Origin of the sequence: Glaciihabitans sp. INWT7 (assembly GCF_014217685.1) — a bacterium.
In the GTDB taxonomy this organism is placed as follows: domain Bacteria; phylum Actinomycetota; class Actinomycetes; order Actinomycetales; family Microbacteriaceae; genus Lacisediminihabitans.
The window spans coordinates 2,018,095-2,038,583 of record NZ_CP043653.1 but is presented as its reverse complement, the minus strand read 5'-3'; the positions used below and the strand labels follow the sequence as shown (position 1 = coordinate 2,038,583).

General features: G+C 66.2%; 19 protein-coding genes. 7 read left to right on the top strand and 12 right to left on the bottom strand.

Annotated elements, in window-relative coordinates:
• The first annotated feature begins 4 nt into the window (after nucleotides 1-4).
• Nucleotides 5-670 carry an ATP-dependent Clp protease proteolytic subunit gene (locus tag F1C58_RS09885; RefSeq protein ID WP_304599268.1) on the top strand — a complete coding sequence of 222 codons (666 nt, stop codon included), beginning with the start codon at nucleotides 5-7 and terminating at the stop codon, nucleotides 668-670.
• A 66-nt stretch (nucleotides 671-736) separates the two neighbouring features.
• Here the strand turns inward: F1C58_RS09885 and F1C58_RS09880 are convergent, their stop codons facing one another.
• The 3 genes from F1C58_RS09880 to F1C58_RS09870 form a co-directional block, all read right to left on the bottom strand.
• Complete coding sequence (locus tag F1C58_RS09880) at nucleotides 737-1,366, bottom strand: copper resistance CopC family protein (RefSeq protein WP_185200951.1); 630 nt, start codon at nucleotides 1,364-1,366, stop codon at nucleotides 737-739.
• 3 nt (nucleotides 1,367-1,369) lie between these two features.
• Nucleotides 1,370-2,086 (bottom strand): YcnI family protein, encoded by a 717-nt coding sequence (locus tag F1C58_RS09875; protein ID WP_185200950.1) that lies wholly within the window; start codon nucleotides 2,084-2,086, stop codon nucleotides 1,370-1,372.
• A gap of 105 nt (nucleotides 2,087-2,191) precedes the next feature.
• Nucleotides 2,192-2,812: a hypothetical protein gene (locus tag F1C58_RS09870; protein ID WP_185200949.1), complete on the bottom strand. Its 621-nt coding sequence runs from the start codon at nucleotides 2,810-2,812 to the stop codon at nucleotides 2,192-2,194.
• Between the two features lie 233 nt (nucleotides 2,813-3,045).
• Between F1C58_RS09870 and clpX the strand changes: the two genes are divergently transcribed.
• Nucleotides 3,046-4,323: an ATP-dependent Clp protease ATP-binding subunit ClpX gene (gene clpX / locus F1C58_RS09865; RefSeq protein WP_185200948.1), complete on the top strand. Its 1,278-nt coding sequence runs from the start codon at nucleotides 3,046-3,048 to the stop codon at nucleotides 4,321-4,323.
• 194 nt (nucleotides 4,324-4,517) lie between these two features.
• Here clpX and F1C58_RS16985 read toward each other — a convergent pair whose 3' ends face one another.
• Nucleotides 4,518-4,730, bottom strand: a complete 213-nt coding sequence (locus F1C58_RS16985) for a hypothetical protein (RefSeq protein WP_255461401.1) — start codon at nucleotides 4,728-4,730, stop codon at nucleotides 4,518-4,520.
• On the opposite strand from F1C58_RS16985, the gene F1C58_RS09860 reads away from it, so the two are divergent.
• Nucleotides 4,627-5,727 (top strand): benzoate/H(+) symporter BenE family transporter, encoded by a 1,101-nt coding sequence (locus F1C58_RS09860; RefSeq protein ID WP_255461059.1) that lies wholly within the window; start codon nucleotides 4,627-4,629, stop codon nucleotides 5,725-5,727. The genes F1C58_RS16985 and F1C58_RS09860 overlap by 104 nt on opposite strands.
• Before the next feature lie 54 nt (nucleotides 5,728-5,781).
• On the opposite strand, the gene F1C58_RS09855 is transcribed toward F1C58_RS09860, so the two are convergent.
• Nucleotides 5,782-7,821, bottom strand: coding sequence for a M3 family metallopeptidase (locus F1C58_RS09855; RefSeq protein ID WP_185200947.1), 2,040 nt, complete (start codon nucleotides 7,819-7,821; stop codon nucleotides 5,782-5,784).
• 85 nt (nucleotides 7,822-7,906) lie between these two features.
• On the opposite strand from F1C58_RS09855, the gene F1C58_RS09850 reads away from it, so the two are divergent.
• Both F1C58_RS09850 and F1C58_RS09845 read left to right on the top strand, forming a co-directional pair.
• Nucleotides 7,907-8,524, top strand: coding sequence for a transcriptional regulator (locus F1C58_RS09850; protein ID WP_185200946.1), 618 nt, complete (start codon nucleotides 7,907-7,909; stop codon nucleotides 8,522-8,524).
• Nucleotides 8,525-8,592: 68 nt separating this feature from the next.
• Nucleotides 8,593-8,841 carry a hypothetical protein gene (locus F1C58_RS09845; RefSeq protein ID WP_185200945.1) on the top strand — a complete coding sequence of 83 codons (249 nt, stop codon included), beginning with the start codon at nucleotides 8,593-8,595 and terminating at the stop codon, nucleotides 8,839-8,841.
• A gap of 151 nt (nucleotides 8,842-8,992) precedes the next feature.
• On the opposite strand, the gene F1C58_RS09840 is transcribed toward F1C58_RS09845, so the two are convergent.
• Together F1C58_RS09840 and valS are read right to left on the bottom strand one after the other, a co-directional pair.
• Nucleotides 8,993-9,220, bottom strand: coding sequence for a hypothetical protein (locus tag F1C58_RS09840; protein ID WP_185200944.1), 228 nt, complete (start codon nucleotides 9,218-9,220; stop codon nucleotides 8,993-8,995).
• 2 nt (nucleotides 9,221-9,222) lie between these two features.
• Nucleotides 9,223-11,799: a valine--tRNA ligase gene (valS, locus tag F1C58_RS09835; RefSeq protein WP_185200943.1), complete on the bottom strand. Its 2,577-nt coding sequence runs from the start codon at nucleotides 11,797-11,799 to the stop codon at nucleotides 9,223-9,225.
• A gap of 460 nt (nucleotides 11,800-12,259) precedes the next feature.
• Between valS and F1C58_RS09830 the strand changes: the two genes are divergently transcribed.
• Nucleotides 12,260-12,760 carry a DUF4304 domain-containing protein gene (locus F1C58_RS09830; protein ID WP_185200942.1) on the top strand — a complete coding sequence of 167 codons (501 nt, stop codon included), beginning with the start codon at nucleotides 12,260-12,262 and terminating at the stop codon, nucleotides 12,758-12,760.
• 232 nt (nucleotides 12,761-12,992) lie between these two features.
• On the opposite strand, the gene F1C58_RS09825 is transcribed toward F1C58_RS09830, so the two are convergent.
• The 5 genes from F1C58_RS09825 to F1C58_RS09805 are packed head-to-tail and all read right to left on the bottom strand — an operon-like array spanning nucleotide 12,993 to nucleotide 19,624.
• Nucleotides 12,993-14,639 carry an alpha-glucosidase gene (locus F1C58_RS09825; RefSeq protein ID WP_304599267.1) on the bottom strand — a complete coding sequence of 549 codons (1,647 nt, stop codon included), beginning with the start codon at nucleotides 14,637-14,639 and terminating at the stop codon, nucleotides 12,993-12,995.
• A 50-nt stretch (nucleotides 14,640-14,689) separates the two neighbouring features.
• Nucleotides 14,690-16,243: an ABC transporter ATP-binding protein gene (locus F1C58_RS09820; protein WP_185200941.1), complete on the bottom strand. Its 1,554-nt coding sequence runs from the start codon at nucleotides 16,241-16,243 to the stop codon at nucleotides 14,690-14,692.
• Nucleotides 16,240-17,037, bottom strand: coding sequence for an ABC transporter permease (locus F1C58_RS09815; protein ID WP_185200940.1), 798 nt, complete (start codon nucleotides 17,035-17,037; stop codon nucleotides 16,240-16,242). The genes F1C58_RS09820 and F1C58_RS09815 overlap by 4 nt, the downstream gene beginning before the upstream one ends.
• Nucleotides 17,034-17,945 carry an ABC transporter permease gene (locus F1C58_RS09810; RefSeq protein ID WP_255461058.1) on the bottom strand — a complete coding sequence of 304 codons (912 nt, stop codon included), beginning with the start codon at nucleotides 17,943-17,945 and terminating at the stop codon, nucleotides 17,034-17,036. The genes F1C58_RS09815 and F1C58_RS09810 overlap by 4 nt, the downstream gene beginning before the upstream one ends.
• 47 nt (nucleotides 17,946-17,992) lie before the next feature.
• Nucleotides 17,993-19,624 (bottom strand): ABC transporter substrate-binding protein, encoded by a 1,632-nt coding sequence (locus F1C58_RS09805; protein WP_185200938.1) that lies wholly within the window; start codon nucleotides 19,622-19,624, stop codon nucleotides 17,993-17,995.
• Nucleotides 19,625-19,688: 64 nt separating this feature from the next.
• Here F1C58_RS09805 and F1C58_RS09800 point away from each other — a divergent pair, with 64 nt between their 5' ends.
• Complete coding sequence (locus F1C58_RS09800) at nucleotides 19,689-20,303, top strand: TetR/AcrR family transcriptional regulator (RefSeq protein WP_185200937.1); 615 nt, start codon at nucleotides 19,689-19,691, stop codon at nucleotides 20,301-20,303.
• Nucleotides 20,304-20,489 lie beyond the last annotated feature (186 nt).

Genomic DNA, 20,489 nt, shown 5'->3' with positions numbered 1-20,489 from the left:
AGACATGGAATTCAACGACAACATGCCGACCGGGCTCGCCGGCCCGACGGCCGAGGCCCGCTACATCCTCCCGACCTTCGAGGAGCGCACGGCCTACGGGTACAAGCGCCAGGACCCCTACGCGAAGCTCTTCGAGGACCGCATCATCTTCCTCGGCGTGCAGATCGACGACGCCTCGGCGGACGACGTGATGGCCCAGCTGCTCGTTCTCGAGAGCCAGGACCCCGACCGCGACATCGTGATGTACATCAACTCACCGGGTGGCTCTTTCACCGCGATGACCGCGATCTACGACACGATGCAGTACGTGCGACCGCAGATCCAGACCGTGGTGCTCGGCCAGGCGGCATCCGCCGCCGCGGTCATCCTCGCGGCCGGAACCCCGGGCAAGCGTCTCGCCCTGCCGAACGCCCGCATCCTGATCCACCAGCCGTCCACGGGCGACTCCGGTCGCGGCCAGGCCTCTGACATCGAGATCCAGGCCCGCGAGATCCTCCGCATGCGTTCCTGGCTCGAGGAGACGCTGTCGCGCCACTCGAACCGCACCATGGAGCAGGTCAACAAGGACATCGACCGCGACAACATCCTGAGCGGAGAAGAGGCGCTGGCTTACGGCCTCGTCGACCAGGTGCTGACCTCGCGCAAGAACATCCCGGCGATCACCAAGTAGGTACCGCCAGTACGACACGAAGGGCCCGGAGAAATCCGGGCCCTTCGTGCTATGTGGCGCGTATGGCTAGGCGCTCGGCTTCTTCTTCCGCCCCGTGGCCACGAGGGTCACGATCACCGCTGCGGCCACCGCGAGGATGGCGCCACCGATCCACAGCACGGTACTCAAGGTGCCGCTGTCGACGGTGGCTGCCCCGGTGGTGGCGGATCCCGCAGCGGGCTTGGTGTTCACCGAGGCGGTGCCGTTGCAGTCCGGTACCGTCGTCGTGCCGGTGGAGGGCGTGAAGCCGGCGGGTGGCTGCCACGTGAACTGATAGCTGTCCGACACGGTGTGACCGTCGGTCGAGACGGCCTGCCAGGTCACGGTGTACGTGCCGGCGGCGCCGAGGGATGCTGTGGTCGACATCTCGGGGCCCTCGACGTTCACGCACCCGTCGCCGTAGTACTTGCCCTCGCCGTCCGTGACCTGCAGGCCGAAGCCTGCGCCGTTGCCGTCGATGTTCAACAGGATGTCGTTGGTCGTGATCACGAAATCTTTCGGCAGCGCGGTGAGGATCTCGCCTGCCTTTGGCGTGGAGGACACCAGGTAGTTGTGCGCCTGGGCCGGGGCGGCCGCGCCGATGACAGGCACGACCGCTCCCAGCATCGCCGCGAGTGCAACGAGCATCACCAGGGGGAGCCGGGAGCGACGTGCCATGGCCTAGACCGTGGCCTTGCGACGCAGGGTGACGACGGAGAGCACCACGCCCACCGCGCCGACGACGAGGCCACCGATGCCGAGCACGCGCGCGAGAGTGTCGCTCGACGATGCCGACGACGATGCCGCGGCCTCCGAATCGTGCGCTGCCGCGGGGGCGGAGACGGCATCCGCATCGTGCTCGGCGGCGGGCTTGTCGTTCACGTACAGCACGGGGGAGGGGTGATCGGCGCTCTCACCGGTGCCGGTCCACTCGACGACCGAGCCGTCGCTGTAGGTCTGCACCGCGTTGAGCACGATCTTGCCGGTGTCGGGCACGGCCCCGACGGACAGCGTGAATTGACGGATCTCGCTCTCCTTGATCTCCGACCCGGGCTGAGCGGTCCAGATGACCTTGGTCACCGCCTCGGTGATCGTGGTCTTGTCCTCCTTCACCGGCTTCGGGAGGGTTTCGGTCACCAGCTCGGTGTCCCAGCCGGGTACGGCAACGTAACTCACACTCGGAAAGGGCGTCGCGGCCGGGATATCGACCTCGACCTTCGTCGTCGTCGCGGTCGCGGATTCCGTCGGCACGCGGAAGGTGATGTCCGCATAGGTTCCCGCGGCGGCAGTGTTCGGTGTCACTTCCACGTGCGCGCTGGCGGCCAGCGGCGCGGCGAGCGCGAGCAGGGCTCCGGCGCCGACGGCGACGGTCGCGGTGATCAGGGTTCTCTTGTTCATGTCATTCCTTGGGTTTGTGACACCCGCATCCGCCGGAGCGTCGCTCACGGGAGATTCGGAACGGGCGTCGAAAATGGTGGCCGCGCGGGCTGTGCCGGCGGAAATTCAGAAGGCGGCAGTAATCGCCGGGGGTCCACGGTGCCGATGGATCGAGAAGACGAGCGCGCGGGGAGTCGCCACGACGTCCCGGGCCGCCCCGCGGCATCGGGCGGGGGTCGGAGTCTCGACCGGCAGCACGGCATCCACGATTCGCGAGATGCAGAGGCGGGCGAGCCGCGCCAGCGCCCAGAAGGCCCGCTCGCCGGAACTCAGGGCGGCAATGGTGATGATCGCGCCGATCGCGTGACCGATCCACATCGCCACGTCGGCATCCGCACTCATCGAGGGGCTCGCGGATGTCGCGGAGCCGAGTTGCAGCACCATCTGGTGGCCGTGCTGCATTCCGGCCTCGGCCGCGGTAGACCCGCCGAGCGGAGCATCCGCCAGCAGGCTGAAGAGCCCGTGGAAGAGCAGTTGGCTGAGCACGACGGCGATGGAGAGGCGAAGCAGCGACAGGGTCTTCCCGGCAAGCAGCACGCAGACGGCGCCCGAGAAGGCGAGACACAGGGCGAGCCCGGCGGTGGCCGGCAGCGTTCCTCCGGCGAGGGCGTGGGAGCACGCCGCGACACAGAGCGACACGATCGCAGCGATCCACCCGCGGGCGAATCGCGCCCATCTGGTGGTCATTCCCGCTCCCGGTCCGTCTGCCATTCGGCTCCCCACAAGTCTAGATCGGCGGCGACACCCCCGCGAACGAGGCGGCTCGCCGACGCCGAATCGCGTCATGGTGCGAACAGTGTCGTCTACTCGCGTTAGGCTCTGTATCTGACCCACGGTCGTGTCAGACAACCCGCTGATTGCAGGGCTGCGGTCCCAGACAGCGGGGCACAGCACAGGCCGAGACCAGGAGGAGGCCGAGCATGGCTCGTATAGGTGAGAGCGCCGATCTGCTCAAGTGTTCCTTCTGCGGCAAGAGCCAGAAGCAGGTTCAGCAACTGATCGCCGGTCCTGGCGTGTACATCTGCGACGAGTGTGTCGAGTTGTGCAACGAGATCATCGAAGAGCGCCTGGCCGAAGCCGGCGAGGAGTCTTCCAGCGAGTTCGAGCTTCCCAAGCCTCGCGAGATCTTCAACTTCCTCGAGGAATACGTGATCGGGCAGGAGGCCGCGAAGAAGGCTCTCTCGGTCGCGGTCTACAACCATTACAAGCGCATCCGCTCCCGCAATACGATCGCCTCGGCCGACGCGGTGATCGACGATGTGGAGATCGCCAAGTCGAACATCCTGCTGATCGGTCCCACCGGTTGTGGCAAGACCTACCTCGCCCAGACCCTCGCGAAGCGCCTGAATGTGCCCTTCGCGGTGGCGGATGCGACGGCACTGACCGAGGCCGGCTACGTCGGCGAAGACGTCGAGAACATCCTCCTCAAGCTGATCCAGGCCGCGGACTACGACGTGAAGCGCGCAGAGACCGGCATCATCTACATCGATGAGATCGACAAGATCGCCCGCAAAGCCGAGAATCCGTCCATCACGCGGGATGTCTCGGGTGAGGGCGTGCAGCAGGCGCTGCTCAAGATCCTCGAGGGCACTGTCGCTTCCGTTCCCCCGCAGGGCGGCCGCAAGCATCCGCACCAGGAGTTCATCCAGGTCGACACCACCAACGTGCTCTTCATCGTGGCCGGCGCGTTCGCCGGGCTGGAGGAGATCATCTCCCAGCGCGCGGGCAAGAAGGGCATCGGCTTCGGTGCCCCGCTGCACAGCAAGGGTGACGACGTGAACCTCTTCGGTGAAGTACTGCCGGAAGACCTGCACAAGTTCGGACTCATCCCCGAGTTCATCGGTCGCCTCCCCGTCGTGGCGACAGTGACTCCGCTCGACCAGGTCGCGCTGATGGAGATCCTCACCAAGCCGAAGAACGCCCTGGTGCGTCAGTACCAGCGCATGTTCGACCTCGATGGCGTCATCCTCGATTTCGAACAGGATGCGCTCGAGGCCATCGCTGACCTCGCCGTGCTGCGCCAGACCGGTGCGCGCGGACTGCGCTCGATCATGGAAGAGGTGCTCGGGCCGATCATGTTCGACGTGCCGTCGAACGACGACATCGCCCGCGTGATCGTGACGAAGGCGGCGGTGCTCGAGAACGCGCTGCCGACGATCGTGAACCACAAGGCAGCGCGCCAGGAGAAGTCGGCCTGATCCGCTCGCTCGCCCTCTCCCACACACCCGGCGTCTGCGAAGATTCTGGGCTGGCACGCCGGCACCGTTAGTACGCGAACGCCCGGGGGTGCCGAACTGCGCCGCCGGGCCACCGCACACCGCTCGCGCACTGACCAGCCGCCCCACGGGCCACCGGCGCAGGATTGGCCCGGGACATCCGCTCGCTGCCGCCCCTAGGCTGGGCACACCATTGTCGACGAGAGAGCCCGATAGCCCATAGTCCAGCCGATCATCGCGGGGATCGTCGCCGCCATCACCGGGTTCTCGAGCTCGTTCGCCATCGTGCTCGCCGGGCTCGCCGCCGTCGGGGCGACCGAATCGCAGTCGGCCTCCGGCCTCTTGGTGATCTGTGTCGTGCAGGGGCTGCTCTCGATCGTGCTGAGCACCGTCTATAGAGTTCCGGTGAAGTTCGCCTGGAGCACGCCAGGGGCCGCTCTGCTCGTCGCGACGGCGGGCGTGACCGGGCGATTCGCCGAGGCGGTCGCCGCGTTCATCGTCGCGGCAGCACTCATCGTGCTGGTGGGACTCTGGCCGGCCCTCGAGAGGCTCATCGGGCGCATCCCGCGTCCGGTGTCCAGCGCCATGCTCGCCGGCATCCTGCTGCCGCTCTGTCTCGCCCCGGTGAAGGCGGCGGTGGCAATCCCGCTGCTCGCGATCCCGGTGATCCTGGTCTGGCTCCTGCTGTACCGGCTGGCCCCGCGCTGGGCGGTGCCCGCGGCGATCGTGCTCGCCGGCATTCTGCTCGCGGTCACCGCGGGGGACGGATGGCTCGCCGGTGCGCACCTCGCGCCGCAACTCGTCTTCGTGGCGCCGGTCTTCGATCCACTCGTTGTCGTGAGTCTCGCGATCCCGCTGTTCATTGTGACGATGGCCGGGCAGAACATCCCGGGCGCCGCTATCCTCAACAACTTCGGCTATCGCGCTCCCGTGCGATCGGCGCTCGTCTCATCGGGGGTGATGTCGGGCGTCGGGGCGCTCTTCGGCGGAATCACCGTCAACTTCGCGGCACTCACCCAGGCACTGACCGCCGGCCCGGAAGCATCCCCGGACCGAACGAGACGCTGGATCGCTCCCGTCGCGGCGGGGGTCACCTACATCGCACTCGGCTTGCTCGCCGGAGTCGCGACGGCATTCGTGTCTGCGTCGCCGCCCCTGCTCATCGAAGCGGTGGCGGGGCTCGCGCTGCTCAGTGCGCTGATCGGCGCGGTCGTTGCTGCGGTGGAGGAGGCGGCACACCGGCTCGCGGCGATCCTCACCTTCCTGGTGACGGCATCCGGAATCGTCGTCGGGGGAGTCGGATCGGCCTTCTGGGGGCTGTTGGTGGGTGCCCTCGTCATGCTCTGGCTGGGTTGGCGCAGACGAGCGGCATCACCGCGCCCGTGAGAACACCCGCGCCCGGACATGCGGGCGCGAGTGCAACTCAGAGGCGCTGGAGCATCAGGCGCCGAGCAGTCCCCGACGCTTCAACAGCGGCTCGATCACGGCGTCGCGCCCGCGGAAGTCTCGGTAGGCCTCGAGTGGATCCTTCGATCCGCCGACACCGAGCAGCCGGTCGCGGAAGCGGTCGCCATTCGCCCGCGTGAGCCCGCCATTGTCGGTGAACCAGTCGACGGTGTCGGCATCCAGCACCTCGCTCCAGATGTAGGAGTAGTAACCGGCGTCGTAGCCGCCGGAGAAGGTGTGGGCGAAATACGCGCTCGAATACCGGGTGGGCACCGCCGGGTTGTCGAGCCCCGCGGCGGTGAGGGCCTCGGCCTCGAACTCGGCGACATCGTCGACCGCGTCGTCGGCCGAGAGCCGGTGCCAGGCCTGGTCGAGCATCGCAGCAGCGAGGTACTCGCTGGTCTTGAAACCCTCGTTGAAAGCGGATGACGCCTGGATCTTCTCCACGAACGCCGCCGGCATCGGCTCACCGGTCTGGTAGTGCACGGCGTAGTTCGCAAGGATCTCGGGCCAGAGCATCCACATCTCGTTCACCTGGCTCGGGAACTCCACGAAGTCGCGGAACACATTGGTGCCGGCGAACTTGGGGTAGGTCACCCGCGCGAACAATCCGTGCAGGGCGTGCCCGAACTCGTGGAAGAAGGTGTTCACCTCGTCGTAGGTGAGCAGGGTTGGTTCGCCCGCGGCGGGTTTCGGCACGTTGAGGTTGTTCACGACGGTCACCGGCTGATCGAGCAGAGTGTTCTGCGAGATGAGCGGGTTCATCCAGGCCCCGCCGCGCTTCGAGTCGCGGGTGTACAGATCGAGCACGTACAACCCCACGGGAGAACCGTCGTCGTTGTGCACCTCGAAGACGCGGGCGTCCGGATGGTACGCCTTGAGGTCCTCTCGTTCGGTGAAGGTGACCCCATATACCTGGTTCGCGGCGAAGAAGACTCCGTCGTGCAGCACCCGCTCGGCCTCGAAGTACGGACGCATCTGCGCGGTGTCCACGTCGTACTTGGCGATGCGCACCTTCTCGGTATAGAAGGCCCAGTCGGCGGCCGTGATCGGCGCGCCGTCCGTCACCTGAACCTGCAGGTCATCCTGCTCCGCGCGAGCGTTGCGGGCCGCGACGGGCGCGAGTCGTCCGAGCATCGCGGCGACCGCTTCGGGCGTCTTCGCGGTCTCGTCCGCGGTCACGTACGCGGCGTGGTTGCCGAAGCCGAGCAATCTCGCCCGCTGGGCACGAAGGCGGGTGATCTCGAGCACCAGTTCGCGGTTGTCGTTGGCGCCTCCGCGGCTTCCACGCGCACGGGAGGCATCCATGATCCGCGCCCGCACCGCGGGCTTCGTGAGGGCATCGAGGTATGGATGTCCCGTCGGAAGCACCAGGGTGACGAGGTACTTGCCCTCGAGGCCGCGGTCCTTTGCGGCCTCTGCTGCCGCGGAGATCTCGCCAGCCTCGAGGCCATCGAGGTCTGCGACGTCGTCGATCACGACGGCGAGCTCGTTGGTGTCGGCCAGCAGATTCTTCTCGAAGCGGGTCGTGAGAGTGGAGAGCTTCTGATTGAACTCGCGCAGCTTCGCCTTCTCCGCCTCGTCGAGCCCCGCACCGGCAAGGGTGAACTCGGCGTAGTACCGCTCCACCAGGTATCGCGACTCCGCGTCGAGATCGAGCTGATCGAGTTGGTCGTGCAGGGTCTTGATGCGCCAATACAACTGGGCATCCAGCTTGATGGCGTCGGAGTGGGCCGCGAGCAGCGGAGCGATCTCTTCTTCGAGGTCGTTCGTGAAGTCGGTGCTGTCGGCCGAACTCTTGTTGAAGAAGACCGTGGCGACGCGTTCGAGGGTCTGGCCGGACTTCTCGAGGGCGATCATCGTGTTCTCGAATGTCGGCATGTCACGGCGACGGGTGATGTTCGAGATCTCGGCGAGTTGCTCCTCGAAGCCGCGTTCGAAGGCCGGGCGGTAGTGGTCGTCCGTGATGTCCGCGAAGGGCGGAAGACCGTAAGGGAGGGTGCTGGGCGCGAAGAAAGGATTCTGTTCAACCATCCCTCCAGCCTAGGGTGACCCAGTGCAAAGGAACAATTGCAAAGAAAGTGTTGCAAAGAAATCTTTGCACTGATACGTTCTCCTCATGGATGAACAGACGGATGGGCGAAGCCTCCCGGAGCTTCGGGAGATCGACCTCGACTCGCTCAAAGGGCTTGCTCACCCCTTGAGGGTGCGAATCGTCGACGTGCTGTCCTCTCACGGCAGCCTCACCGCAAGCGGGCTGGCAGAGCGTCTCGGGGAGTCGAGCGGCGCGACCAGCTACCACCTTCGCCAGCTCGAGCGGCATGGCTTCGTGCGCGAGGTCACCGGGAAGGGCACCGGTCGCGAGCGCTGGTGGGAGCGAATGCCCGGAGGCATCACGATCTCAGACCGCACCATCACCGACACGCCCACCGGGCGGGCAGCGTCGAGCCTGGTGCTCACGCAGTGGGAGCAGAACCGATCGCAATTGGTTCTCGACTTCGCGCAGCGCGGCTGGGACATCCTGCCGCACGAATGGACCGACCCGGCCGTCTTCAGCTCCTCGAACCTGAGGCTCACCGCAGAACAACTTGCGGAGGTCAGCGGCGCGATCGAGCAATTTCTCGAGGATATCGTCGAGAGATTCCGCGGAAAGGATGCGCCTGGCGCACGCCCCGTACTCATCCATTTCGATGCCTTCCCGATCGTCGACGGTGTGGCAACACCAACCGAAGACTGACCTGATTCCGGCCCCGAGAATGTCGGTGGCCGACCCTAGATTTGCCCTAACGAGGAGGTGAAAAACCAATGACATCAGCAGTCGCGCTCCAGCACTCCACCGCCCTTCCCTCAACCCTTCGCGGCTCTCGTCGCGCGCAGCCGCGAGGCTTCGACCGCATCGTGATCCGGGTCAGCGTGGCGATGCTCCGGTGGGCGCGCAAGCGCGCCGACCGCTCGATCGTGCCGTACGAAGAGGCCGTGCTGCGAAACCGCAATGCCCTCGATCGCGATGCGCGTGAGAAGGCGTGCCCGCTCGGCCCGATTCGACTCGTCTAGCAGCGAGGAGCAGCCGCTCGCTCGAGAGTCGAGCTCGTCGCGGTAACCCAGCTCTGCTGCAAGCTAGCGCCATGAGCGATCCGGGCTCTGCTAGAGACGGGGCTCGAAGGGGAAACCGAGTCCTGTCTGCAGGCACCTTCCCGGTCGAGGCTCAGTCGGTCGACGCGACGATGAAGACCTCGCCGCCGGAATAGCGGATGACCGTGCCATCATCCAATTCGACGACGGGGTTTCCCTCCAGCCAGGTGAGCGTCCAGCGCAGCAGGCTCGTGTCGACCCCTTCGAGGTCGACCTCGATCGCCTTCACCGCATCGACGACCAGCTGGGGGAGGCGGGACGGTGCCTCGGCACCGACCGCCCAACGGGTTCCCATCTGCATGATCAGTTCTCCAATGGTGTCGGGGTGAGCACGACATCGCTCACCGTGATCTCGGTGGACTCGACGAAGTCGATGGTGGCGATGCGTCCCACGTCCCGAAGATCGTCCAGGGCGAGTTGCAGCTGGGCCGGCCCGCCGATCGTGGCAGACGTGACATCCGCCTTCTGCGATGCCTTCGCATCGGTCTTCGCGCGTCGGATGCCGATGAGCGCCTCGCCGACGAGGGCCAACAGACCGGTGGGCTTGGCTTCGGTCGGCGCGGTGGGCCACTCGGAGACATGCACCGAACCGTCGTGGGTCCACGACCACACCTCTTCGGTGGCGAAGGGGATGAACGGTGCGAACAGTCGCAGCATCACCTCGAGTGCCGAGCGCAGCGCGGTGACAGCGGAGGCCTGTCCTTGCGGGGAGTCGGTCGAGTAGACCCGTTCCTTCACGAGCTCGAGGTAGTCGTCACAGAAGGTCCAGAAGAACTTCTCGGTCACTTCGAGGGCCTTGGCGTGGTCGAAGGCGTCGAAGGCGGCGGTCGCAGCCTCCACGACCGTCGAGAGTTCGGCGAGCATGTCGATGTCGAGGGGGTGCGTGACCGAATCGGCGAGGCCCTCCGCGGGCGCCGGGAAGCCGTAGACGAACTTGGCGGCATTCAGCACCTTGATCGCCAGACGTCGACCGATCTTGATCTGCTTGGGGTTTTGCGGATCGAAAGCCGCGTCCGTGCCCAGCCGGCTCGACGCGGCCCAGTAGCGCACCGCATCCGATCCGTGCTCGTCGAGCATGCCTGCGGGCGTCACGACGTTGCCCTTGGACTTCGACATCTTCTTGCGGTCGGGGTCGACGATGAAACCGGAGATGCCGGCGTTCTTCCACGGCACGCTGTGGTTCTCCAGCTGTGCCCGCAGCATTGTGGAGAACAGCCAGGTGCGGATGATGTCCTGCCCCTGGCTGCGCAGCGAGTAGGGAAACACGAGGTGGAAGAGTTGCGGATCCCGCTCCCAGCCGCCCGCGATCTGCGGGGTGAGGGAGGAGGTGGCCCAGGTGTCCATGATGTCGACCTCGCCGATGAAACCGCCGGGCACGCCGCGCTGGCTCTCGTCGAATCCGGGCGCGGGGGCGGAAGCCGGGTCGACCGGCAGCGCGTCTTCGCCGGGCACGATCACGGCACCCTTCTCGCCCTCGGCATCCAGCTCGTACCAGACCGGGATCGGCACGCCGAAGAACCGCTGGCGGGAGATGAGCCAGTCGCCGGTGAGGCCATTGACCCAGTTGTCATAGCGCACCCGCATGAAGTCCGGCGCGAAGTTGATTTCCCTGCCGCGCTCCAGCATGGTGTCGCGCAGCGTCTCGTCTCGAGCTCCGTTGCGGATGTACCACTGCCGGGTCGACACGATCTCGAGGGGTTTGTCACCCTTCTCGAAGAACTTGACCTGGTGCACGATCGGCTTCGGGTCGCCGATCATCTCCCCGCTCGCCTTCAGCAACTCCACGGTCTTCGCCTTGGCGCTGAAGACCGTCTTGCCGGAGAGCTCTGCGTAGGCCGCAAGTGCGCTCTCGCCGGTGATCGCCGCTGGGGCATCCGCGACGATGCGTCCGTCCCGGCCGATGATCGTGCGGTTCGGCAGATCGAGTTCGCGCCACCAGACAACGTCGGTCACATCGCCGAAGGTGCAGACCATGGCGATGCCCGACCCCTTGTCCTTCTGGGCGAGGTGATGAGCACGCACGGGAACCTCGACGCCGAACAGCGGGGTCTTCACGGTGGTGCCGAAGAGGTGCTGGTATCGCTCGTCGTCTGGATGCGCAACGAGCGCGACACACGCCGCAAGCAGTTCCGGTCGGGTGGTCTCGATGAACACGTCGGCGTCAGGGGCGTGGAAGGCGAGGCGATGGTACGCCGCCGGCTGCTCCTTGTCTTCGAGCTCGGCCTGGGCTACGGCAGTGCGGAACGTCACGTCCCACAGGGTCGGGGCATCCGCCTGGTAGGCCTCGCCGCGAGCGAGATTGCGCAGGAACGCGCGCTGGGCTGCGGTCTGTGCCTCATCGCCGATGGTGCGATAGCTCTGTGTCCAGTCCACGCTGAGTCCCAGCTTGCGCCAGACATCCTCGAACTGAGTCTCGTCCTCTGCGGTCAGCTTCTCGCACAGTTCGATGAAATTGCGGCGGGAGATCGGCAGTTGGTCGGCGGCCTTGGACGACGCGTTCTCTCCCCCCTCGAGCGGCGGGGTGAACCCGGCGTCGTAGGGCAGCGTCGGGTCGCAGCGCACACCGTAGTAGTTCTGCACGCGGCGTTCGGTGGGCAGGCCGTTGTCGTCCCAACCCATCGGGTAAAAAAGGTTCTTGCCCTGCATGCGCTGGTACCGCGCGATGAGATCCATGTGGGTGTAGCTGAAGACGTGCCCGATATGCAGGCTCCCGGATGCCGTGGGCGGCGGGGTATCGATGGAGAAGACGTTGTCCTTGGTCGCGTTCTCTCGGTCGAACCGGTGTGTGCCGGCAGCCTCCCAGGCCGAATCCCATTTGGCTTCGAGCCCTTCGAGGGCGGGCTTGTCGGGAATCTGACTTCGCGAGATTTCGAGCGCCATGGCGTTCTCCGGTTCTGTATAGGCGGCACCGAGTCGATGAAGAGGTGCCTGATTGTGTGAGTGCCGCAATTCTACAGGCGGGCTCCATGTCGATCCGTAGCGACGGTTCATACCGCCAGCCGCTCACCCTGCCGCTACTCAGACCGCCATCCGACTCGACCTCAGCTCGGCGAGGGCGGGACTCTTGCGCGGCATCGGTCGAAGAACCCGTGAAGGGTCGTCGCTGACGGCGGCTTCAGCCAGTCCTCGGCACCATCTCGGAGAATCTGCCAGCCGTGGTTGTGGATGAGCATGTGGTGGAACCGACACGGGAGAACTCCGTCCGCTAGGTCGTTTGTCAATTCGCCCTTACCCAGCCGATCAGTGCATAAATCCCCCGCGGTGGCATGACAGCGTCCTGTCGGCTGAGCGCAACTCGTAGCTACGCTGCGCCATGGCTACGAACTGGCAGACTGACCCAATGTCAGCGTATGAGACTTTTATGAAATGGCGACTTCGGAACAACGTACCGATCAAGCCTCCATTTGAATGCCATGTAACTGCCCAGGAGCGCTACAAGCTCATGGTGGATACGACCATCTCGCCTCGACTTCGGGAACTTGGTTTCAAGGGCAGCGGCGGAAGGTACGAGCTCGCGTCAGCGAGCCATTGGGCACTGCTGGGTTTCCAGAAGTCCGCTTACAGCAACCGCCAAGCCATACGATTCACCGTCAACCTGACCGCAGTAGCGCGGGATGTCTGGGCGCGCGAAGTTGAAGAGCATCCTTACTTGGGTAAGCGTCCGTCCGCGGGGGTCGATTACGGTGAGGCGGTTCCGCACGACCGAATTGGGCCGATCGCTGGGCACGAGGACACGTGGTGGGACGTCCGTGCAGACGAGGAGAGTGTTGTGACCGCAACAGAAGTTCTAGCTGAAATTGAGGAGTTCGGGCTGCCTTGGTTTCACCGCCACATGGGGTAGGTCCACTCGGCTCAAATGGACGCATTTCCAATTTGCTTCGTCCGCGAGGTTCATCCGTCCACGATGACACTGCCAGAGCACGATGTGGTGCGCCTCGCACCAGTACGGCGGCCGATCGCAACCCGGCAAGCAGCATCCGCAGTCTCGGGCAGCGAGGCCCGTGCGCTGGCGGGCCGTGAACAACCGGTCGTCGCGACCGGCATCCTCATAACCGTCGAAGTGCTCGAGCGGCTCACTGCCGCCGAATCACCCGCACCTCCCACGGCCGCAAAACCCCAGAGGCATCCTCACCGTGGGGGTAGTTGCCGATCACCAGGTCGCCTTCGGCAGACAGCGGACGTTCGAGCGTGCCGGAAGAGAAGTTGCCCACGACAAGGAGCGACTCCGCGCCCAGCGACCGAGTGAACGCGTACAGCGTCGGATGCTCCGGCTCGAGCATCTCGAAGTCGCCGAGCGCCACGACCGATGACTCGTGCCGCAGCGCGATGAGTCGTCGGTAGAACTCGAAGATCGATCGGGAGCCGGCGGCCCGATCCGCCGCGACGTTGATAGTGCTGTGGTTCGGAGTGATCGCGAGCCACGGCGTGCCGGTGGTGAAACCCGCCCCCGGCGAGGCATCCCACTGCACCGGGGTGCGCGCATTGTCACGGCTGCGGAAGGCGAGCGACTCCACGATGTCCGCGGCGGATGCCCCGGCGGCGATCTCTTCGTCGTAGTAGTTGACCGATTCGATGTCCTGGTACTGCTCGATGGTGGTGAAACCGGCGTTCGTCATGCCGATCTCGTCGCCCTGGTAGACGTAGGGCGTGCCGCGGTGCAGGTGCAGGATGGCGGCGAGCAGAGTGGCCGACTCGAACCGGAATTCGCCGTCATCGCCGAATCGCGAGACGGAGCGCGGCTGGTCGTGGTTGCCGAAGTAGAGGCTGTTCCAGCCCGATTCGGCGAGGCCGGACTGCCAACGCCCGAGCGACCGCTTGAGATCCACGAGATTGAGTGGCACGTTGTCGAACTTGGTGCGCGGACCGTGGTCGAGGCCCACATGCTCGAACTGGAAGACCATGTCGAGCTCGAGCCGATCGGAACTGGTGAACCGGATGGCGTCATCCACCGTCGCACCGGGCGTCTCGCCGACCGTGATGAGGTCGGCATCCCGTGAGGCGAAGACCTCGCGGTTCATCTCCTGCAGGTAGTCGTGCACCTGATCGCCCATCACGAAGCCGGGACTGTCGCCCACGAGGTCGGACTGCACCTTGGCGATGAGGTTGATCACGTCCATGCGGAAGCCGTCGACGCCGCGGTCGAGCCACCAGTTCATCATCTCGTAGACGGCGGCGCGCACCTCGGGGTTCTCCCAGTTGAGATCGGGTTGCTTCACCGCGAAGAGATGCAGGTAGTACTGGCCGGTTGCGGCATCGAGCTGCCAGGCCGGTCCGCCGAACATGCTGCGCCAGAGGTTGGGCTCGCGGCCGTCCACTCCGTCACGCCAGACGTACCAGTCGCGCTTCGGGTTGGCCAGTGAGCTGCGGGACTCCTCGAACCACGCGTGCTCGTCGCTCGTGTGGTTCACCACGAGGTCCATCACGATCTTGATGCCTCTGGCGTGCGCCTCGGCCAGCAGCAGGTCGAACTCGTCGAGAGAGCCGAAGAGCGGGTCGATGTCCCGGTAGTCGCTGATGTCGTAGCCGTTGTCGGCCTGGGGTGAGCGGTAGACGGGGGAGAGCCACACGACATCCACCCCGAGCTCCTGCAGGTAGTCGAGCTTGCCCCGGATGCCGCCGAGGTCACCGATGCCGTCACCGGTGGAGTCCGCGAAGCTGCGCGGGTAGATCTGGTAGACGACGGCTGAGGTCCACCAGGCGGGCGCGATTTCGATGCTCATCCGATCAAGTCTTTCACGCTGATCTCTGCCCGGTACCGGTGGGATCCCCGTCAGTCGGCCGTCGGCAGGCGCGGCGCAGAGGCGAGCAGCTCTTTCGTGTAGTCATCCTGCGGTGCCCGGAACACCGCCTCGGTCGCGCCGGCCTCGACGATCCGACCGTGTCGCATGACCAGCACATCGTCGCTCATGTGCCGAACGACGCCGAGATCGTGCGTGATGAACAGGTAGCTGAGCCCGAGTGAGCGTTGCAGGTCGTCGAGCAGGTCGAGCACCTGCGCCTGCACCGACACGTCGAGACTCGACACCGGCTCGTCGCAGATCAGGATGTCCGGACGCGGCGCGATGGCGCGCGCGATCGCGACGCGCTGCTGCTGTCCGCCGGAGAGATGCCGAGGGCGGCGGGCGGCCAGCGCCGCGGAGAGCCCGACCGACTCAAGCAAGGCCGGCACACCTTCCTTGTCGCCGAGTGCATCCGCGAGGATGCGCCCGACCGTCCAGCGCGGATCGAACGAACTGACGGCGTCCTGGTAGATAGCGCCGATGCGCGGACGCCGAGCTCGTCGCGCAGACTCCGGCACGCCGCTCCACGGCTCGCCGAGCAGGGAGACCTGCCCGGCATCCGGCGGCTCGAGGGCGAGCACCAAGCGGGCGAGGGTGGTCTTACCCGAGCCGGATTCGCCGACGATTCCGAGGGTGCGCCCACGCCGGAGGGAGAAGCTGACGCCGTCGACGGCCTGCAGGGTGTCGAATCGCCGGGAGAGTCCCTGTGCGGCGAGCACGATGGCGGGTTCCACCGGCGTTTCGAGTGCCGGTGGCTCTTCCGTGAGCCGGGAGAAACGAGGCCGTCCGGCGGGCACGGCCGCTATCAGCCTTCGGGTGTACGGATGCTGCGGTGCAGAGAGCACCGAATGGGTCGGGCCGCTCTCGACCACGCGTCCCTCGCTCATCACGAGCACCTGGGAGGCCAGCCGGCTCACCACAGCCAGGTCGTGGCTGATCAGCAGCACGGCGGCTCCCTCCTGCCGAAGCCGCTCGAGCAGTTCGAGGATGCCGGCCTGCACTGTGGTGTCGAGCGCGGTCGTCGGTTCATCGGCGATGATGAGTCGTGGTTGCAGAGCTATCGCCGAGGCGATGACAGCTCGTTGACGAAGCCCTCCGGAGAGCTCATCCGCACGCTGGGACGCGCGCAGCGCGGGATTCGGCATGCCCACCTGTGCGAGCAGTTCGAGCATTCGTGCCTGGCGCTCGGCGGGGGAGAGCGAGGTGTGCAGGCGAAGCGGGTCTGCGATCTCCCGCCCTACCGGCCGCAACGGATCGAGGGCCACCAGTGCCCCCTGCGAGATGAAGCCGATGTGCCGCCCGCGGAGGCGCTGCAGCTGGCGGCGGGAGGCATCCGCGATGTCGGTCGTGTCGAAGCGCAGCGTCGATGCTGTGACCGCGCCGCCGGTGAGGCCGAGCAGCGCCCGCGCAGTGACGCTCTTGCCCGATCCGGATTCGCCGACGATGGCGACACACTGCCCCGGTTCGATGTCGAACGAGACGCCCGAGACGACGGGAGCACCGAAACTGACGGAGAGGTCGCGCACGCTCACCAGTGGAGTCACGATTGCCGGCTCCGTTCCTGCAGCCCGCGCCCGACCAGGGTCGTCGCCACCGCGCTGATCAGGATGAACAGACCCGGAAAGAACGTCATCCACCAGGAGGAGGCGAGGTAGGTGCGACCAGCCGAGAGCATCGCGCCCCACTCGGCCGCGGGCGGCACCGCACCGAGCCCGAGATAGCTGAGCGACGAGGCCCAGACGATGGACTGGCCGATGCCGAGGGTGACCAGCACGAAGAGCGATCCTGCCACGTTGGGGACCAGGTGCTGCCGGAGACGGAACCACCAGCCGCGCCCGAGCACCGTCGCCGATTCGAGGTAGGGCGCGCGGCGCACAACGAGCACGCGACTGCGGATGATGCGGGCGTAGCCCGGCGCGGTGGCGAGCCCCACGGCGATGGTCGACGTGACGACGCCGGGTCCGTACACGACGATGAAGAGCAGCGCGAGAAGCAGCCCGGGGAAGGCGAAGAGCACCTCGAGAAAGCGGGTGGTGCCGAAGTCGAGCCAGCGCGGACCGAGCCCGGCGAGCAGCCCGAAGACGAGCGCAAGACCCACGCCGATTGCCGTGGCGGAGATGCCGATCAGCAGGGAGGCTCCGGTGCCGTGGATGATGCGCGTATAGATGTCCCTGCCGGATTCATCGGTGCCGAAGAGGTGGCCGAAGGAGGGGGCTCGAAAGCTCTGGGTGGGATGGATGGCCAGCGGATCGGCCGGCGCAAGCAGGCCGGGCACGAGGGCCGCGAGCAGCAGGAAGAGGAGCGCCCCGACTCCGATCCACGGCAGGATGCGTCTCATCGACCACGCAACCGAGGATCGACAACGCGGTCGGCGAGATCTGTCAGCGTCGTGACAAGCATGTAGCCGAGGGCGACGACGAGCACGACGCCGAGCACGAGAGGCACGTCCCTCTGCTGCACCGCCGAGAGCAGGCTGCGTCCGAGTCCGGGCCGCGCGAAGATTGTCTCGACGACGACAGCCCCGCTGATGAGGGAACCGAAGGCCCAGCCGGCCAGTCCGATGGCGGGAATCGCCGCGTGACGCAGCGCATGCCGCCAGAACACCCCGCTCGGCCCCTCGCCCCGGGCCCGGGCGGCGAGCACGAAAGGCGAGGCAATCGCGTCGAGGATCGATTCGCGCATCACCTGCGCGAGAAATCCGGAGAGCGGCAGGGCGAGGGTGAGAACGGGAAGCACGAGTCCGAGCGGGCCGGGCACACTCACCGGGGGCAGCCAGCCGAGAGTCGTGGAGAACAGCAGGATCAGGCTGATCGCCAGCCAGAAGTGCGGCACCGCAGCGGCGACGACCTCGAGCACCCAGCTCACGGCGGATGCCACCCGCCCGCCCTGGGCCGACCAGGCCGCGAGCGCGAGCGCGATCACCGCTGCGATGATCAGCGACACCACCGCCAGCAGAAGAGTGCCGCCGAGGTTCTCGCCGACGACAGCGATGACCGGGCGTTTGAGCGCGTAAGACGTGCCCAGATCGCCGCGAAGCAGCCGACCGAGATATTGCAGGTATTGCACGAAGAGCGGCTGGTCGAGACCGTAGTCGGCCCGTGCCTTGGCGAGCGCCGCCGCGCTCGCCTGAGTACCGGGCCCGCCGAGGATCGCCTCGGCGGGGTCCCCCGGGATCAGCCGGATCGCGAAGAAGGTGACCGTGGCCACCGCCCAGAGCACGAAGGCCACACCACCGGCCCGCAGCACAGCCCAGGGAGCCCAGTGCCTGTGCCTCCCGGTCCCCGGTAGAGCCGCTACCGGGAGAGCCACGAGTCGTACATCGTGGGGGTCGATACCGTCGGCATCGCCCGCAGGCCCTTCACGAGAGAGCGGTGCAGGTAGTGATTCTGCTGGTCGTAGAGGGGCAGGATGTAGAAGCCCTTCAGCACGATCTGCTGCGCCTGCTTGTACAGCGACAGCCGTTCGGCGGCATCGGAGGAGACGGCGGCCTTCTCGAGAAGCGCGTCGAGCGCCGGGTCCTTCACCTGGGAGTGGTTGGCGAAGTAGCCGCTCGGCGCGGGGATGGTGCCGGCGGAGTCGAACAGGATGCGCAAGACATCCGGCCCCACCTTCGTATAAGGGGCGCTCACCAGGTTGTACTGGTTCTTGCCGAGGGCGCCGTACCAGCTGGAGAGATCGAGGGGCTTGAGGTCCACCTTGAACCCGGCCTGCTTCGAAGTGGCCTGTAGCTGCTCGAACAGCGACTGCTCGGCGGGGATCGACTGGTTGGTGCTCACCGGAAAGGAGAGTTCGAGCACGGCGCCGTCTTTGGTGCGGTACCCGTCGGCGTTCTTGGTGGACCAGCCCGCCGCATCCAGGAGCTGGGCTGCGGCCTTCTGGTCGTAGTCGAAGAGCGAGGGATCGGAGTATCCGGCCTTCTCTACGCTCGACAACGGAGAGTACGAGCGCTTCGCGGTGCCGAAGAAGAGGCTCGTGACCGCGTCGTTCACGTTGGCGGACCGGATGAAGGCCTCGCGCACCTTCACGTCGTCGAACGGCGCGATGCTCGAGTTCAATTCGATGCGATTGGATGCCCCGGGCCGGGGTGCGTCGATGGCGACGAGGTCATTGCTCTTCTTCGCGGCCACGAGGGTGTCCGGTTGCACATTGTCGATCACATCGACCGTGCCGGCCTGCAGCGCGGCGTAGCGCGAGGCGGAGTCGGGCAGGAAGCGCCAGTCGATCGCCTTCAGGTAGGCGCGGCCGGTGTGGGCGGCATCCGCCGGGGGAGAGGTGTAGTCGTCGTTGCGCACGAGGCTGATCGACTGCTGGTGCGTCCACTTCTTCACGACGAACGGTCCGGTGCCCACCGGGGACTCGCAGTTGACGGCCTGGCTGCGTTTCAGCGCGGTGGCGGACTCGATTGCGAGCCAGGGCTGGGAGAGCGAGTCGAGCAGCGCGCTGTCCGGGGTCGAGAGGGTGAAGCGGGCGACATCCGCCGACACCGCGGTCACCGCGGTCACCTTCTGCAGGGCGAGGTAGCCGGTGGATGATCCAGTGGCCGGGTTTTGGACGTGCGCCACATTCGCCGCGATCGCCTCGGGGGTGAGGGCGGTACCGTCGGTGAACTTCACGTTCTTCTTGAGGGTGAAGTCCCAACTCAGTCCGTCGGCAGACTCGGACCACGTGGTTGCGAGCCACGGGATGATTTCGCCCGCGGTGTTCTTGGAGACGAGGGATTCGAGGTATTGGGTGGCCACGAGCGCCTGCGGATAGTTGCCCCCCACGTGCGGATCTAGACAATCCGGCTCGGCATCGCCGGAGGCATAGACGAGAGTGCCGCCGGAGACCGGTTTCGTACTTGTCGGCGCAGGCGCGGCGCTGCAGCCGCTCGCGATGAGCGCGACTGCGAGAATGGAGATGACGGGGGCGGCGACACGTTTCAAAACGGAGACTCTTTCGGTTCTATTATTGGACTCAGCACAATATTACGCCCCAGCGGAGGAACAGATGGTCCCTGGCACACCGAACGCCGTCGGACGCCCGCGCACATCATCCCGCGCCGTCATCGAGGATGCCGCAGCCGAACTCTTTCTCGAGAACACCTACGCGCTCACCACGATCGAACAGATCACGCAGCGCGCAGGGGTGAGCCGCAATACCTTCTTCAACTACTTCGGCGCCAAGAGCGATGTGCTCTGGGTCGAGCTGGATGCCGCGATCGACCGCCTCGCGATCGAGCTGCAGGCGGTGCCGGAGGGTCGCCCCGCGCTCGCCGAGATGCGGGCGGCGACACTGCGCGTGGTCTCCGAGATCGGAGTGGACCGGGTACCCCTTGCGCTGACCCAAGACGATGTGATGGGCACGGCCGAGGAGACCCGGGTATCCGGTCTCGCCCGGCTCGCCCGACGCTCCGACCTCATCGCCGGGTTCCTTGCTCGTCAGCTGCGACGAGCCCCGGATGACCTGTTGGTGCTGAGCGCCGCGAACGCGCTCTCGGGCGCCATCTCGGCAGCCTGGACGGTCTGGGCACGGGACGGCATCGGCCGCTGTCCCCTCGCCGATTACATGTCGGAGGCCTTCGAAATCGTCTCGGTCGGCCTCACCGTGTCGTTGGTCGAGTAGCGAGCGCCAGCGAGCGTATCGAGACCGCGTGCTCCTGTCGTTGGTCGAGTAGCGAGCGCCAGCGAGCGTATCGAGACCGGCCCACAAAACCGTCGTGACCGCAATCCTGGTTTGGTCACCGTCGCAGAATCAGGACATTCGACCCTGTCGGCGCCCGGCGCAAAAGCGCAAACTTGTTGCCATGGG